Genomic DNA, 15854 nt, shown 5'->3' on the forward strand with positions numbered 1-15854 from the left:
GATTATTGGATCTCCACATGGTCAAGTTGAGTAGCTGTTTGCTGAACAGTTTCAACGACTTCTTGTACTGGCACATAACTATTGACCAACCACTGCATGCTTGAATGAGATACATCCAAGAATGTTTGTGGGTAGATACCAAGCCAAACGAGACCAATCGCACAAATCATCAAAATACCAACTTCACGAGCAGATAAGTCTTTCAATGGACTAGTGTAATGTTGCTTTTGTTCAGGATTTGGTTCACCAAACAAAGCACGGTGAATCAAGATCAAGCCATATAAACCTGCGAATACAAGGCTGATAGAAGCAAGAATCGTGAAGACAGGATATTTATTAAATGAACCCATCAAAATCAGGAATTCACCAATAAAGTTACCTAGACCCGGCACACCTACAAGAGCAGCAACGAAGAACATTAAGAAAAATGGCAAGTACTGAAGCTGGCCACGAAGACCACCCATTAAACGTAAATCACGTGTATGTAAACGTTCGTAGATTTGACCAGACATAATGAACAATGCAGCTGATGACAAACCATGTGCCAACATCATGATCATTAGGCCTTGGAAGGTCAAAATGTTACCTGCGTAGATCGCAAGTAAAATAAAGCCCATGTGTGAAATCGACGTATACGCAAGTAAACGTTTCATGTCAGTTTGCTGATAAGCACACCATGCGCCGTAGAAAATACCAATCAAACCGAAAATAATCGCAATGTCTGCAAATTGTGCAGAAGCTGTCGGGAAGAATGGAATAACAAAACGAAGCAAGCCATACGCAGCTGTTTTAATCAAGATACCCGCTAAGTCTACAGAACCTGCTGTAGGTGCTTGAGCATGCGCATCTGGTAACCAACCGTGTAATGGGAATACTGGTAACTTCACCGCAAAACCGATGAAGAAACAGATCATGAAACCGTATGCTAAGCCTGCAGGTAAGTGGTTAGCTACAGCTAATAAATAGTTGTAATCGAAACCGATCATGCCTGTCATCATGTAGCCATAAACCACAAGACCAAGGATACCGATTAACATCACTAGACCAGCAATCTGAGTGTAAAGGAAGAACTTAGTCGCAGCATAAACACGTGAACGACCGTTTGAACCTTTATGACCCCATAACGCAATCAAGAAGTAGATTGGTACAAGCATCATCTCCCAGAAGAAGAAGAACAAGAACAAGTCAATCGCTAAGAATACACCGATAACGCCACCTAAACTCCATAAGAGGTTTAAATGGAAGAAACCAACGTTCTTTTGAATCTCGCCCCATGAACAACCAACAGCAAGTACACCAAGTAACGCTGTTAATAACACCATGAGTAGAGATAAACCATCCACAGCTAAGTGAATGCCAATACCGAGTGATTGAATCCACGGTAAATAGAACTCAGCAGACCAAGTTGGGATTTTAGAACCCAACTCGTAGCTATAAGTTCCGCTTTGCCAAAGCGCAAGACCTAAGCCCAAAGTAATGAGCATACCAATTAAGGCAATCCAACGTGGCAAAGTTTTGTCGAGTTTATCGACTAACCAACAAATAAAACCGGCAATGAACGGAACAAGGATCAGCGCGGGTAAAATTAAATTGTTTTCCATTTTATTTCCCCACTACCTGAATAACGATCAAGATCATCAATAACACCACTACACCGAGTGACATGCTTGATGCGTATTCACGCAATGAACCTGTTTGACGTGAGCTTGTAAAACTGTTTCCGCCTTTCACGAGTGCAGGAAGAACCAACCACAAACCGTCAATCGGATCACGGCCAAAGATTTTGGCGAAGAATAAATAAGGTTTAACAAAAACGATGTCATACAACGCATCAAAACCAAAAGCGGTACGGCAAATATGTGCCAAACCTGAACCCAAACTTGTTTGAGCAAATGATTTCACTGCACCGTAAGCAAATGTAAATAATGCTATACCAACAACTAGACCAACTAGTGCAATTCCTACTGCTAAATGCTCTGCCCCATGCATGCCTTCAACAAATTGTTCAGCCACATGGAATTCAGGGATTTTTGCAGTATTCAGAATACCAGTTACAGGCGCTTTTAATACGGCACCAACAAAAGTAGACAGTACAGCTAAAATGCCCAATGGAGCCCAGTAAGTTGCACCTTTAATTTCATGGTAAGGCGTGTTTTCTTGACCAAAGAATACAACCCAGATTAAACGGAATGTATAGATTGAAGTCAGGAATGCACCTGCTACACCCACCCAATATAAGGTGTGATATAGGGCAACTGATTGACCTTGTACCCAAACTTCACCAAGAATCGCATCTTTAGAGAAGAAGCCGATAGTCAAGAATGGAATCGCTGCTAATGCACCGCCACCAATCGCGAAACAAGCAAACAGGAATTTGTTACGTTTGAACAAACCACCCATTTTGAAAATGTTTTGCTCATGATGGTAAGCCAGAATAACCGCACCAGAAGACAAGAATAATAATGCCTTAAAGAATGCGTGAGCCAACATGTGGAACAAGCCAGCTTGATAAGCTTCCGCACCTACAGCCATAAACATATAACCCAACTGACTCATTGTTGAGTAAGCCAAGATACGTTTGATATCTGTTTGAACGAGTGCAGCAAAACCTGCAACTAACAAAGTTACTGCGCCTGTTACTGAAATGAATTGCATCACTTCAGGAGCAAGTTCAAATACGCTGAATAGACGACAGCATAAGTACACACCAGCTGTTACCATTGTTGCAGCGTGGATCAATGCAGAAACAGGTGTTGGGCCTGCCATCGCATCTGCCAACCATGTTTGCAATGGAATCTGAGCAGATTTACCAGCAGCACCTAAGAACAACATTAATGCAGTCCAGATGGTAAGTGACGAGCTCTTCGTCATTACTTCTGCTGCGTGTTCAACGATGTACTGAGTATTTAGCGTACCAAGTTGTTGATAAAGCAAGAATAAAGCAATAAGCAAGAATACGTCACCAACACGAGTCACTGTAAACGCTTTGATCGCTGCCCAACCATTTGCAGGGTTTGCATAATAGAAACCGATCAGCAAGTAAGAGCAAAGACCTACGCCTTCCCAACCCAAGAATAACAACGCCAAGTTGTCACCCAATACAAGCACAAGCATGCTGGCAACGAACAGGTTGAAATAAGAGAAGAAACGCGCATAGCCTTCTTCACCACGCATGTACCATGACGCAAAGATGTGGATTAAGAAACCAACACCCGTAATCATGCCCATCATGAGTAAAGATAAGCCATCTAGATGTAAGCTAATGCCAGGGGCAAAACCGCCAACATTGAACCATGTCCACAAGTTTTGAACAAAAACTTGCTGACCACTCGTGGTAAATGCCATTCCAGCAATGAGTGCAAATAATGCAGATAAACCTACAGAACCTACACCAATAACTGCTGCAACGTTTTCAGAGAGTTTGTCTCGTCCCGCCGCCAATAAAATAAAACCGATTAGCGGAAATAATACTGTTAGATATAAATAACTCATCCGCGCATCTCACTAGCAGCATCCACATCCAAATGATGGAAGCGATGATAGAACTGAAGGACAATCGCAAGACCGATACATGCCTCTGCTGCTGCAAGGGTCAAAATCAGGATGAACATTACTTGTCCATCTGGTTGTGCCCATACGCTACCCGCAAGAACAAATGCCAATGCTGCAGCATTCATCATGATCTCAAGGCTCATTAACATAAATAATAGGTTGCGTCGCACCATTACACCGTAAAAACCGAGTGCAAAAAGGATGGTTGCAACAATCAAACCATGTTCTAAAGGAATCTGGCCCATTATTCTTTTTCCTCTTCTGCACCTGGTTCACGTTTACCTAAGTGGTATGCTGCAACAAGGGCTGCTAGCAATAACATCGCGGCAACTTCAACCAATAATAAATAGTGAGTAAAGAGTGCTTGACCAACGACTTTTGGTCCAATCACTTGTGCCCCAAGCGGTGCTGAAATAGTAGTGTATTCACCACCAAGCATCCAAACTAAAAGCAAGCCGAGCAAGAAACTCATGAGTGCTGGATATGCCCAAGCATCTGAAGAAAGCCATTTACGTTCTTGTTCAACGGTGTGTTGACCCAAATTCAACATCATTACCACGAAGACAAACAGAACCATAATCGCTCCGGCATAGACAATGATTTCAAGAGCACCAGCAAAAGGTGCTCCCACGATCATGAAAATGCCAGCAACAGCAAGCAATGAAACAATTAGACTAAGTAAAGCGTGTACAGGGTTCGTGTTAGTCACTACACGAACCGTAGAAACGATGGCCACGAGTGCCATCAAATAAAACGGCCACATCATGGTAATAGACTCCGTACATCGATTGGTGCACTTTCTTTTTGTGCTTGACCTTTCTCTTTACCGTTAATCGCCATACCCGTTACACGGTAGAAGTTGTAGTCTGGGTATTTGCCCGGACCTGAAATGAGTAAGTTTTCTTTCTCATAAACAAGATCTTGACGTACGTATTCGCCTAACTCGAAGTCTGGTGTGAGCTGAATCGCAGTTGTTGGACATGCTTCTTCACACATACCGCAGAAAATACAACGTGAGAAGTTGATACGGAAAAACTCCGGATACCAACGACCATCTTCTGTTTCTGCTTTTTGTAATGAAATACAGCCAACTGGACATGCAACCGCACATAGGTTACATGCTACGCAACGCTCTTCCCCATCAGGGTCACGCGTTAATACGATACGACCACGAAAGCGTGGCGGCACAATCTGTTCAGCCGGAACTTCTGGATATAAAATCGTGTCACGTTTACGTGTTGCATGGCTAAATACCATGAGTAACGTACGTACAATTGATCCGAATCCAGCTAGAAATTTATACATTTTGTACTCCCTGCTGTCCTAGGCCTGATTCATCAGAATCACAGCACCAGTCACTAACAAGTTGACCAACGCCAATGGCAAACAAATTTTCCAACCAAAGTTCATGACTTGGTCATAACGTGGACGCATTAAAGAACCACGTGCCAATACAAACATCATTACAAAGAATGCTGTTTTAATCACAAACCAGAATACTGGCGGAACAAATGGAATTTCTAAATTGAATGGTGCTAACCAGCCACCGAAGAATAAAGTCACGATCAATGCAGAGATCAGTACTACGTTGACATATTCAGCAACGAAGAACATACCCCATTTCATACCACCATATTCAACATGGTAACCTTCAGCCAATTCTTGTTCTGCTTCTGGTTGGTCAAATGGATGACGGTGAGTTACCGCAACACCAGCAACCACAAAAATCAAGAAACCTAAGAATTGTGGAATAACAAACCAAACATCACGTTGTGCTTCAACAATTTCACGAAGATTAAATGAGCCTGCAATTGCAACCACACCCATCAATGAAATACCCAAGAACACTTCATAAGAAATGGTTTGAGCAGCCGAACGTAAACCACCAAGCAATGAGTATTTGTTATTTGAAGCCCAGCCACCAAACAATACTGCATAGACAGCAATACCAGCCATTGCCATAAAGAACAGCAAACCGATACTCATGTCGGCAACCCCCAGTGAAGGACTCACCGGGATTACCATGAATGAAAGAACCGCTGTTGCCATTGCAACAGCTGGTGCTAAACGGAATGTAAGTTTGTCAGCAAATTTTGGTGTCCAGTCTTCTTTGAACATGATCTTGAGCATGTCGGCAACGATCTGGAACATACCACCAGGACCAACACGGTTTGGACCATAACGGTCTTGCCACCAAGCAAGTAAACGACGCTCAATAAAAGACATCAACGCTGCAACTAAAACTACAACAAGCAAAATCACAACTGCTTGAACTACAGCGTAGGCGATTGGCCAGTTCTCAGCCCAAAGTGGCGTTTGACGTATAATTTCTTGATTCATGAATTACACTCCTAAAGCCACTGAAACAGGCTCAGCTAGTGACACCATTGGTGCTAAACCAACTGGGTAACCAATATAACCTGTAGGTAAATATTCAATTACTTGTACCGGCAAGCTCACAGTCGTTTCGCCTGCTTTTACCGTAATGCGTTGACCTTCTTGAAGGTTCAAACGAGTTGCATCTTGTTCGCCCACTGCAAACACAGCTTCAGGAATACGAGTTTCCATTGCAGGTGTTTTAATCGTGAATTCACCAGAACCAAAAATATGATGCATTGGTACTAAGCGGAAACTTTCAGGGTTTGCAACAACCGGCACTGGAGCAACATAGCTACGTGCAGGGCGTTTTGCCAAGCGATCGAATAAACGAACACCCGAATCACCACCTTTTAAGTGACCACCGACTTCATCTTGGTATTTGTTCCAAGATTGTGGAGAGTTCCAACCCGGAGCCCATGCAAATGGTACTAATGATGATGCTTTTTGCGGACCAACATAACCTTCCATTGAGAATGTTAATGCTGAATCTGGATCGGTAGGCTGTTTAGGCTCATGAACCGATAACGGCGCACGCATCGCTGTACGACCCGAATAACGACGTGGTTCACGCGCGATTTTCAAGCCATGTACACGGTAACCTGCATCAGGTGCTACATCTTGGATAGCTTCGAGTACTGGTACATTTTTCACGATGCTTTCAATTACATCGTCAAGCAATGTCCAATCTACAGCTTTACCTTTAATGCCAGTTTCAATGGCATGTAGCCAACGCCATGATTCTTTAATTGCGTATTCAGGTTTGTAGTAACTTGGATCGTAAACTTGATAGAAGCGCTGTGCACGACCTTCTTGGCTTACAACAGTACCATCACCCTCTGCAAAGCTTGCTGCTGAAAGAACGATATCAGCCTGTTTCACAGTTTCAGTTTCACTGTGATCAAGCACAATTACTGTTTCAGCTTTATCTAATGCAGCTTTTACTTGTGCAGCAGGTAAACGACGGAACAAGTCATTTTCAACAATAACCAGTGTGTCGTAGTCTTGAGCAAATGCTTGTTCAAGGCTTAAACCACCAAACAATGCCAAGCCCATAGAGTTCACTTCAGGAACTACAAGACTTAAACCAGCTTTAGAACCTAAGTTCTGAGTTAACTGTGCAGCAGCTTCCATAATAGAAGCATCTTGCAAGCTTGTACCCGCAATAATTAATGGTTTGTTTGCTGCTTTTAGAGTGTCAGCAATGGTTTGAGCAAATGCTTTTGCATCTTCATCTAAACCACTTACAACTTCACCACTCACTGCCGCAGCAACTGCAAAGCCTAAACGCGCGATGTCATTTGGAGAAGCAACCACTTCACCAGTTGCAATGTCAGCAAGACGAGTTTGAGTTGCAGCTAAAATGTAAACCGGAGATTTTGCTTCTTGACCAATACGTTGTACCGGCTCAGCCAACCAATCTGGTGTACGTGTTTTTGCAGCCATTTCGCGTGCTTTGTTTTTCGCAGCTTGGCGAACAGACAATGCCATGCGAGGTGCAGTTTGAGTTAAGTCTTCACCTAAGATCAGAACAGCATCATAGCTTTCAATTTCACGCATGTTCGGGTTGTAAATACCCTCGGTTTGCATGATAGATGCAGCAAGTTCAACAAGCTTTTGCTCTTTTTGTGCAATACCAGTTGAGTAATTTGCCTGACCTACAAGCTCACGTAATGCGTAGTTTGATTCCAAGCTTGCGCGAGGAGAACCAATACCCAAAACTTTTTTGCCTTGAAGCTTCGCAATCGCTTGATCGAGAGCTTGATCGACAGAAACAGTTGCAACAGTTTCGCCATTACGGAACTGAGGCTGACGTGGACGGTCTGCACGGTTGACATAACCTGTGCCAAAACGACCTTTGTCACAAAGGAAGTATTGGTTAACCGAACCATTAAAACGGTTTTCTACACGACGAATTTCACCATAGCGTTCACCCGGAGAAATGTTACAGCCAGAAGAACAGCCTTGACACACGCTTGGTGCATACTGCATGTCCCACTTACGGTTATAACGCTCTGAATGAGTCTTATCAGTGAATACACCTGTTGGACATACTTCAGTCAAGTTACCAGAGAATTCAGACTCTAAAGTACCTGATTCTGGACGGCCAAAGTAAACACGAGATGCATTGGCATAGACACCAAAATCTGTACCGCCTGCATAGTCTTTGTAGTAACGAACACAACGGTAACAAGCAATACAGCGGTTCATTTCATGCGCAATGAATGAGCCGAGTTCTTGGTTGTAATGCGTACGTTTTGTAAAACGATAGCGACGACGGTCATGACCTGTCATTACAGTCATATCTTGTAAATGACAGTGACCACCCTCTTCACAAACTGGACAGTCGTGCGGGTGGTTGGTCATCAAAAATTCAACAATAGATGCACGGAAATCCGTTGCTTCTTTGTCTTCAATTGAGATATAGGTATTGTCAGATGCTGGTGTCATACAAGACATGACCAAACGACCACGCGTATCTTCTGGATTCGCATATTGCGTAACAGCACATTGACGGCAAGAACCAACCGAACCTAAGGATGGATGCCAACAAAAATATGGGATGTCGATGCCCAGACTCAAACATGCTTGTAGCAAGTTTTCCGAGCCGTTGACTTCATACGATTTTCCATCGACATGAATTGTAGCCATAGTCGAATTCCTTAAGCTTGTTCTACGTTGCTGGTTTGCACGACAGGACGATTCGTCACTTTCGCTTCAAACTCACCACGGAAATGTTTGAGTGCGCCCATAAGCGGCTCCATCGCACCTGGTGCGTGAGCACAGAAAGTTTTACCAATCCATAATTTACGAGTTAGTTCTTGTAAATGGTCGATATCTTCTTTCTTACCTTCGCCTGCTTCAAGTGCTTTAAGCGCTTTAACAGCCCATGGCAAACCATCACGGCACGGTGTACAGAAACCACATGATTCACGCGCAAAGAACTCTTCTAAGTTACGAGTGAGCGATACCATACATTGAGTTTCGTCTACCACCATTAACAAACATGTTCCCAAACGAGAACCTGCTTTCATAATCGTGTCCGCATCCATTGGTAAATCAATGGTATCTGCTGGTAAAAAGTCAGTTGAAGCACCACCTGGCAACCATGCTTTGAGCTTTAAGCCCTCACGCATACCACCTGCATGATCTTCAATGACTTCACGTGCAGTTGTACCAAACGGCAATTCCCAAAGACCTGGGAATTTAACTTTACCCGATGCACCATAAATTTTAGTGCCTGGATCTTTTGATTTACCAGCTGATAAACCGATATACCACTCTGGTCCACGAAGCATAATTGCTGGCAAGTTGTTATAAGTTTCAACGTTGTTCACAATCGTCGGACGGCCCCATGCCCCTGCAACTTGCGGGAATGGTGGCTTAGTACGAGGGTTAGCACGACGGCCTTCAAGCGAGTTAATCAATGCAGTTTCTTCACCACAGATATAACGCCCTGCACCCGTATGTACATGCAGATCAAAATTCCAGCCAGAACCTAAGATGTTTTCGCCTAAATAACCTTTAGCACGAATCTGTTCTAACGCTTCATTTAGATATTGAGCAGCCTCGATGTATTCACCACGGATAAAGATATAACCTTGTGTTGCTTCTAAGGTATAACCCGCAATTAACATGCCTTCGATCAATTGATGTGGAAGTTTTTCCATCAACAAACGGTCTTTAAAGGTACCCGGTTCCATTTCGTCGGCATTACAGATCAAGTAACGTGGACCACCATCATTTGGTGCCATCAATGACCATTTAATACCCGCTGGGAAACCCGCACCACCACGACCTTTTACAGTTGCAGCTTTAATGACGTCTAACACTTCAGCAGGTTTCATGCCTAATGCTTTTTTAAAGCCTGCATAACCTTCAAGTGCTTCGTAATCATCAGCACTACGTACCGCTTCTTGTTTGCTTAAACGCCAAGTGAGCGGATGAGTTTCCGGATTACCGTCGCCATAAATTGGTTTTGGTTCAGTATTCATACATACTTCTCCAATAACTGTTTAATTGATGTCACTTCGACTAAACCGTGAGTATCTTCATCAATCATTAAAGTTGGGCCTTTGTCGCAGTTGCCTAGGCAGCAAATCGGAAGCAGCGTAAAACGACCATCTGGCGTCGTTTGACCATACTGAATTCCTAATTCGCGCTGGAATGCTTCAGCAAGTGTTTCTGCACCCATCAAGAAGCAAGCAATTGAGTCACAAAGCAAAATCACGTGACGACCTACCGGATGGCGATAGATACGGTTGTAAAATGTTGCAACACCTTCCAGATCAGCAACGCTCATCGACAACAACTGTGCGATAGCATTCATCTGAGCGTCATCTACCCAACCATTACGGCGCTGTACGCATTTCAATGCATCCAAAGAGGCTGCACGAGGGTATGGATAGTGACCAATGTGATGTTCGATATCGTGGATTTCTTCTGCAGTCAAAATCCCTTCAACATTCACACGTGGTTTTTTATCAGTCAAAATCATCATTATGTGTTACCTCTTAGCGATCCACGTCAGCCATAACCACGTCAATGGTCGCCAGATAAATGATTAAGTCAGATACTAAACTTCCGTTAATCACAGACGGCATTTGCTGTAAGTGAGTAAACGTCGGTGTACGAATACGAGTACGATAACTCATGGTCGCTTTATCTGAAGTCAAGTAGTAAGTACTTGCACCTTTAACCACTTCAGTCATAAATGATGACTCGCCCGCTGGCATGACAGGACCCCATGAAACGCTCAAGAAGTGCGTAATCAAGGTTTCAATATCTTGTAATGTCTTATCTTTCGGTGGTGGAACAGCCAATGGATGATCCGCTTTGTATGGACCAGAAGGCATGTTATCCAAGCACTGTTGAATAATTTTTAGCGACTCGGTAATTTCACGGAAGTGAACAAGCACACGTGCATAAGCATCGCCTTCATACTCAACCGGCACATCAAAATCGAAGTTTTCATAGCCGCTGTATGGACGATATTTACGTACGTCAAAATCGATACCTGTTGCGCGTAAACCAGTACCAGTTACACCCCATGCGAGTGCAGATTTGGCATCGTATTGTGCAACATTACGCGTACGACCAATAAACACAGAGTTTTTCAATGCTGCTGTGTAGTATTCGTTTAAGCGTTTAGGCATCCACTCTAGCAATTCTTTAACAAGCTTTTGCCAGTTGTTTGGAAGATCGTGTGCTGTACCGCCAATACGGAACCATGCTGGATGCATACGGTAACCCGTGATTGCTTCAACAATGTCGTAAACTTTTTGACGGTCTGCGAACATATAGAATACTGGTGTCATACCACCGGCATCCTGAATTGCCGTACCACAGAATAATAAGTGGTTATTGATACGGAACAATTCGTTCAACATAACACGAATCACTTGCGCACGTTCAGGAACTTTAATACCAGCCATTTGCTCGACAGCCATCACATACGGCATGTTTTGAGCACAACCACCTAAGTAGTCAACACGGTCAGTATAAGGAATGAAAGAATGCCATGTTTGACGTTCAGCCATCTTTTCCACACCACGGTGGTGATAACCGATATCAGGTACACAGTCCTTCACTTCTTCGCCATCTAACTGCAATACAACACGGAACGCACCATGTGCAGATGGATGGTTAGGACCCAAGTTCAAGAACATAAAGTCTTCATCAGCGTTACCACGCTTAAGACCCCAGTCTTCCGGCACAAAACGTAAGTGCTCTTGTTCAAAGTCTTGTTTCGCTTTGTCTTGCATGTACGGCGTATATTCTGTCGCACGTGCTGAGTATTCTTTGCGAAGCGGATGACCTTCCCAATACGTTGGCAACAAAATACGACGGAGCATTGGATGCCCTTCGAAATTGATACCAAACATATCGTAAGCTTCACGTTCATACCAGTTGGCATTTGGCCAGATATTTGTCGCTGTCGGAATGTTAAGATCATTTTCGTTCAAGGCAACCTTGATACGAATGTCACTATTACGCTCAAGCGATAATAAATGATAGAACACAGTGAAGTCAGATGCTGGTAAACCATCACGATGAACACGTAAACGTTCATCCATCGCAGATAAGTCAAATAGCATTACATACGGACGTTCCACTTTACGTAGGAACATAAGGACTTCTTGCACGCGTGCGCGCTCAACCCAGACTGTTGGAAACTCTTCAAAAGTCGCCTGCACGTAAAAGTTCTCACCAAATTTGGTTTTGAGCTCTTCTACGATTGCAAATGCTGGGCGTGAATCAACTGCTGTTGACTCTGGCATAGCAATGTCAGTTTCAGCCATTGGCTTGGCTTCCTATTTAATACAAATTCTGTCAATTTTCTCGATGAACATATCAGTTAGATATGTCAAAGCACCGTCAAAAAATTATTTAATCTCATCCATAGAGCGTAAGTTTTTAACGGCAATACGCTGTGCATTCTTACGGTCACGTTCTGGCATCATCTTTGGCTTATACACTGGCTGAAGATCATCACCGATCACGGCAGAAAGCGGGCGTCGCTCTAATTGAATCTGGTCTTGTAAAAGCATTAAAGCTTGAATTAATGCTTCAGGACGAGGCGGACAACCTGGGACGTACACGTCAACAGGAATAATTTTGTCTACACCTTGTACTACTGAATAGATGTCGTACATACCTCCAGAGTTTGCACAAGCACCCATCGAAATGACCCATTTAGGCTCTAACATCTGTTCATAAAGACGCTGAATAACTGGAGCCATTTTTACGAAACAGGTCCCTGCAACAATCATCAAGTCAGCCTGACGAGGTGAAGCACGGATAACCTCTGCACCGAAACGTGACAAGTCATGCACACCTGTTAAGGTCGTTGCATATTCGACGTAACAACATGAGGTACCAAAGTTAAATGGCCACAAGGAGTTTTTACGTCCCCAGTTTACTGCTGTATGCAAGACATCCTCTAAACGAGTCATGAATACGTTTTTATTCACTTCCTCTTCAAGCGGATCCGTCACAATTTGACGTTCTTGCAATGGGTATTGATCAGCATCCGGATTCGCGCGGGTCAGAGTATATTTCATCCCGACTTACTCCTTTTCAGATGACAATGCAGGTGTAGTTTTTGACTTAACACGACCTGATGATTGAGCTGGAATCTGGCCTGTAGGGTCAGTTACGAGCTCTTCAATAGAATTAAAGCGTGTAATTTCAGCAATGTTCATTGTTGGTGAACCGATTTTAATCGCCTCACCTGCTGATTTACGGCGATCTGCTGGCGACCAACTTAGAGCACCTACAGAGAAGGCATAAACAAGCGCAATCAATAAATCAACGACAAAGATCACAACAGTGGTATATCCCAACCACCCTACTTCACGCACAGAAGTAGACCATGCATAGAGGTAAAGAGCCTCTAAGTCGAAGACAACAAAGAAAATTGCGACTAAATAAAACTTTGCAGACAGGCGAATGCGAGCGCCACCAGCACTCACGACACCTGATTCAAACTGCTCTTGCTTAGCACGTCCCCACGATTTTCCCCCGAGAAGTAAGGGAACTGTGAGCATAAAGACGCAAAGAAATGTAACGCCGATCACGAAGGCGATAATCGCCCAGTCGTATGGAGTAATGGCACTCATGCGGGGATAACTCCTGGCAGGCCTATTTATTTAACAAAGAATGTATGTATTGGCCTTCAAATACACCAAACACAAAATTAATCCCGCCAATTGTACCTGATTTCTAATTTCCCATGCTAGTTGAAGCGTCTTAGTCTTTCGGATGATTTTCCCAACAAAACTATTCATCTATGTGTTGTAAGGGGGGTTTCACCGCACATAATCGGTTTATTTAATAGTTTCTTTATTTATGATGATTTTTTTCATTTTTTAATTTTAGAATATTTACACAGTTCATCGACTATTAAGTTTTAATAACTTACTTTTTTATAATATTAGTTTGTTTTTTATTGTATTCAACTTCTCCTCTGAATTATGATGAATGTTTAATCATGCATAATATTTTATTACTCTTAGATAAGAGTATTTATCATTAAGGGCAGCTGATGCCATACTCACTTCGTGAATTTTCACCTTTCTCCTTTTTTAAATATTTTCTCCTGTTTAGCATCATTATTGCAGTATGTTGTTTCATTGGCATCGCATCTCGCCCTTTAAGTTTTCTCGCGTTTTTTTGGCCTGCCAACTCGGTTTTACTTGGCTTGCTCATTCGCTTCCCGAACACACGTCGACTAAGCGCATTTTTAGGTGCATATAGCGGCTATGTTATTGCCGATCTATTTCAAGGCACGCCCTTTGCTCTCACACTCGTTTTAACAACTTCAAATTTTCTTTATGTTGTTACTACGTTTGCGCTCTATATGTTTTTTAATCAGCATATTAAAGCAGCCTACCGAGGCTATTCTTACCTCTTTTTATTTGCTCTATGCGGAGTCGGTAGCGTAGTAGGTGGATTATTCGCAGCAACTTTCGTGCCTATGTTTAATACTAAATTTATGCTGGGAGGCTTGTTGGATGAATTCGGTTATTGGTTCACTTCTGAATTGCAAAATGCCTTGCTTCTTTTACCCATCATATTGAACCTACCTCAATATAGTCAGGTAAAGCATTACTTTTCGAGAAGTCGTGGGTTACAGGCAACCGACCTTTTACCTTTTGGGGCTGTTCTGATTTCCATCGCAGCCAGTTATTATGACTCTGGTCCCGGTTCGCTACTCTACCCCATTGCTGCGCTCATCTGGTGCGCTATTCGATATAAACCTATTGTTGTCGCACTCATTACGAGCCTCACCAGCGCCTATATTATTTATCATGTTTCCGGACATTACCTTTTGCTCTACCCGAATGAGTATTTCAGCAATACGATCTCAATTCGTATAGGGTTAATCATGATGACGATTGCCCCTCTGACAGTTTCAAGTATCAGTGTTTTACATTCAGAATTAATTCAGAAGCTTCAACATGCAATTGCACATGACGAGCTGACCTCTAGTCTTACACGACGCCAGTTTTTACAGTCGGTCAGATTACTTCAAGAAAAGGTACAAAAAGAAAATAAAACCTCAGCTTTTTTCATGTTGGATGTCGACCATTTCAAACAAGTCAACGACAACTACGGTCATCAAATCGGTGATCGGGCGCTACAGACTTGTGTCACCACAATTCAAAATATTTTGCATCCTCATGATTTGTTGGGCCGCTTGGGCGGTGAAGAATTTGCCATTTTTATTGCAGATACAAGCAAGGAAAGTGCTTTTGAACTGGCAGAACAAATCCGAATTAAAATTAGCCAGCAACCTATTTATATTTATGGCAAATTACCCATTTTCATACAGGTGAGTATTGGTATAAGTTTATATTCCCCATCGTCCCATAGAGCGATTGAGAGTTTGTTTAAAGAAGCAGATGACGCTTTATATCAAGCAAAACACCAAGGACGTAATCGGGTGTTTATCTCTTTATAATTTTTTCATTTCATCATCTAGTGTAATGAATTTTATACAATAAGCTGTGTTTTGCCATGTATGCTAATAACAGATAATAAGGAGAAAAATGCATGACTCTAGAATATACGCACAAACCAAATTACTACTTGTTTGCACAGCTACTTGTGCGACATATAGAAAGCTATATTCACAAACATCCAGATGCTAATAATGCAATTTTTGACTTGCGGGATGTCTATGAAATATTTAGACAGGATTTTGCATCAACTACAACAAACCTAGAAGGTATTTTGCATATTGCCGATGAATATAAAATAGAAACAATTAATGGAGACCAACCTCTTATTCAAAAATACCAGATTGATGCAAAGAATAATTCGTTACTGATCGACTTTAATTCCGATGCGTTAACCAGCTTAAGAAGCGGAAAACCTATTTTGGAACCAGATGCAACTCGACTATAAATAGCTCAATAAAA

General features: G+C 42.6%; 14 protein-coding genes. 2 read left to right on the forward strand and 12 right to left on the reverse strand.

Annotated features, from left to right (window positions below; translation table 11 throughout):
• Positions 1-2: 2 nt before the first annotated feature.
• The 12 genes from nuoM to ndhC all read right to left on the reverse strand — a co-directional run bounded on the left by nuoM (position 3) and on the right by ndhC (position 13550).
• Positions 3-1601, reverse strand: coding sequence for an NADH-quinone oxidoreductase subunit M (gene nuoM, locus F931_RS14700; protein WP_002120006.1), 1599 nt, complete (start codon positions 1599-1601; stop codon positions 3-5).
• Position 1602: 1 nt separating this feature from the next.
• Complete coding sequence (gene nuoL, locus F931_RS14705) at positions 1603-3492, reverse strand: NADH-quinone oxidoreductase subunit L (protein WP_016142091.1); 1890 nt, start codon at positions 3490-3492, stop codon at positions 1603-1605.
• Positions 3489-3797: an NADH-quinone oxidoreductase subunit NuoK gene (gene nuoK, locus F931_RS14710; protein ID WP_000529822.1), complete on the reverse strand. Its 309-nt coding sequence runs from the start codon at positions 3795-3797 to the stop codon at positions 3489-3491. The genes nuoL and nuoK overlap by 4 nt, the downstream gene beginning before the upstream one ends.
• Positions 3797-4315 carry an NADH-quinone oxidoreductase subunit J gene (gene nuoJ, locus F931_RS14715; protein WP_014205902.1) on the reverse strand — a complete coding sequence of 173 codons (519 nt, stop codon included), beginning with the start codon at positions 4313-4315 and terminating at the stop codon, positions 3797-3799. Before nuoJ ends, nuoK begins: the two co-directional genes overlap by 1 nt.
• The gene (gene nuoI, locus F931_RS14720) at positions 4315-4857 is read right to left on the reverse strand and encodes an NADH-quinone oxidoreductase subunit NuoI (RefSeq protein ID WP_002120012.1); all 543 of its coding nucleotides are present in this window, start codon (positions 4855-4857) and stop codon (positions 4315-4317) included. The genes nuoJ and nuoI overlap by 1 nt, the downstream gene beginning before the upstream one ends.
• An 18-nt stretch (positions 4858-4875) precedes the next feature.
• Positions 4876-5892 carry an NADH-quinone oxidoreductase subunit NuoH gene (nuoH, locus tag F931_RS14725; RefSeq protein ID WP_004703499.1) on the reverse strand — a complete coding sequence of 339 codons (1017 nt, stop codon included), beginning with the start codon at positions 5890-5892 and terminating at the stop codon, positions 4876-4878.
• A 3-nt stretch (positions 5893-5895) separates the two neighbouring features.
• Positions 5896-8580 carry an NADH-quinone oxidoreductase subunit NuoG gene (gene nuoG / locus F931_RS14730; RefSeq protein ID WP_016142092.1) on the reverse strand — a complete coding sequence of 895 codons (2685 nt, stop codon included), beginning with the start codon at positions 8578-8580 and terminating at the stop codon, positions 5896-5898.
• An 11-nt stretch (positions 8581-8591) separates the two neighbouring features.
• The gene (gene nuoF / locus F931_RS14735; protein ID WP_002120030.1) at positions 8592-9923 is read right to left on the reverse strand and encodes an NADH-quinone oxidoreductase subunit NuoF; all 1332 of its coding nucleotides are present in this window, start codon (positions 9921-9923) and stop codon (positions 8592-8594) included.
• Complete coding sequence (gene nuoE, locus F931_RS14740) at positions 9920-10429, reverse strand: NADH-quinone oxidoreductase subunit NuoE (RefSeq protein WP_003653477.1); 510 nt, start codon at positions 10427-10429, stop codon at positions 9920-9922. The genes nuoF and nuoE overlap by 4 nt, the downstream gene beginning before the upstream one ends.
• 13 nt (positions 10430-10442) lie before the next feature.
• A complete protein-coding gene (gene nuoC, locus F931_RS14745; protein ID WP_002120052.1) occupies positions 10443-12230 on the reverse strand; it encodes an NADH-quinone oxidoreductase subunit C/D in 1788 nt (595 codons plus the stop codon).
• Positions 12231-12314: 84 nt separating this feature from the next.
• A complete protein-coding gene (gene nuoB, locus F931_RS14750) occupies positions 12315-12992 on the reverse strand; it encodes a NuoB/complex I 20 kDa subunit family protein (RefSeq protein WP_002050353.1) in 678 nt (225 codons plus the stop codon).
• A gap of 6 nt (positions 12993-12998) precedes the next feature.
• The gene (gene ndhC / locus F931_RS14755) at positions 12999-13550 is read right to left on the reverse strand and encodes an NADH-quinone oxidoreductase subunit A (protein ID WP_003653481.1); all 552 of its coding nucleotides are present in this window, start codon (positions 13548-13550) and stop codon (positions 12999-13001) included.
• Between the two features lie 425 nt (positions 13551-13975).
• On the opposite strand from ndhC, the gene F931_RS14760 reads away from it, so the two are divergent.
• Positions 13976-15394, forward strand: a complete 1419-nt coding sequence (locus tag F931_RS14760; protein WP_016142093.1) for a sensor domain-containing diguanylate cyclase — start codon at positions 13976-13978, stop codon at positions 15392-15394.
• Between the two features lie 92 nt (positions 15395-15486).
• Entirely contained in the window at positions 15487-15840 is a 354-nt protein-coding gene (locus F931_RS14765; RefSeq protein WP_016142094.1) for a hypothetical protein, read from the forward strand.
• The last annotated feature ends 14 nt before the right edge of the window (positions 15841-15854 follow it).

Origin of the sequence: Acinetobacter pittii ANC 4050 (assembly GCF_000399685.1) — a bacterium.
In the GTDB taxonomy this organism is placed as follows: domain Bacteria; phylum Pseudomonadota; class Gammaproteobacteria; order Pseudomonadales; family Moraxellaceae; genus Acinetobacter; species Acinetobacter pittii_E.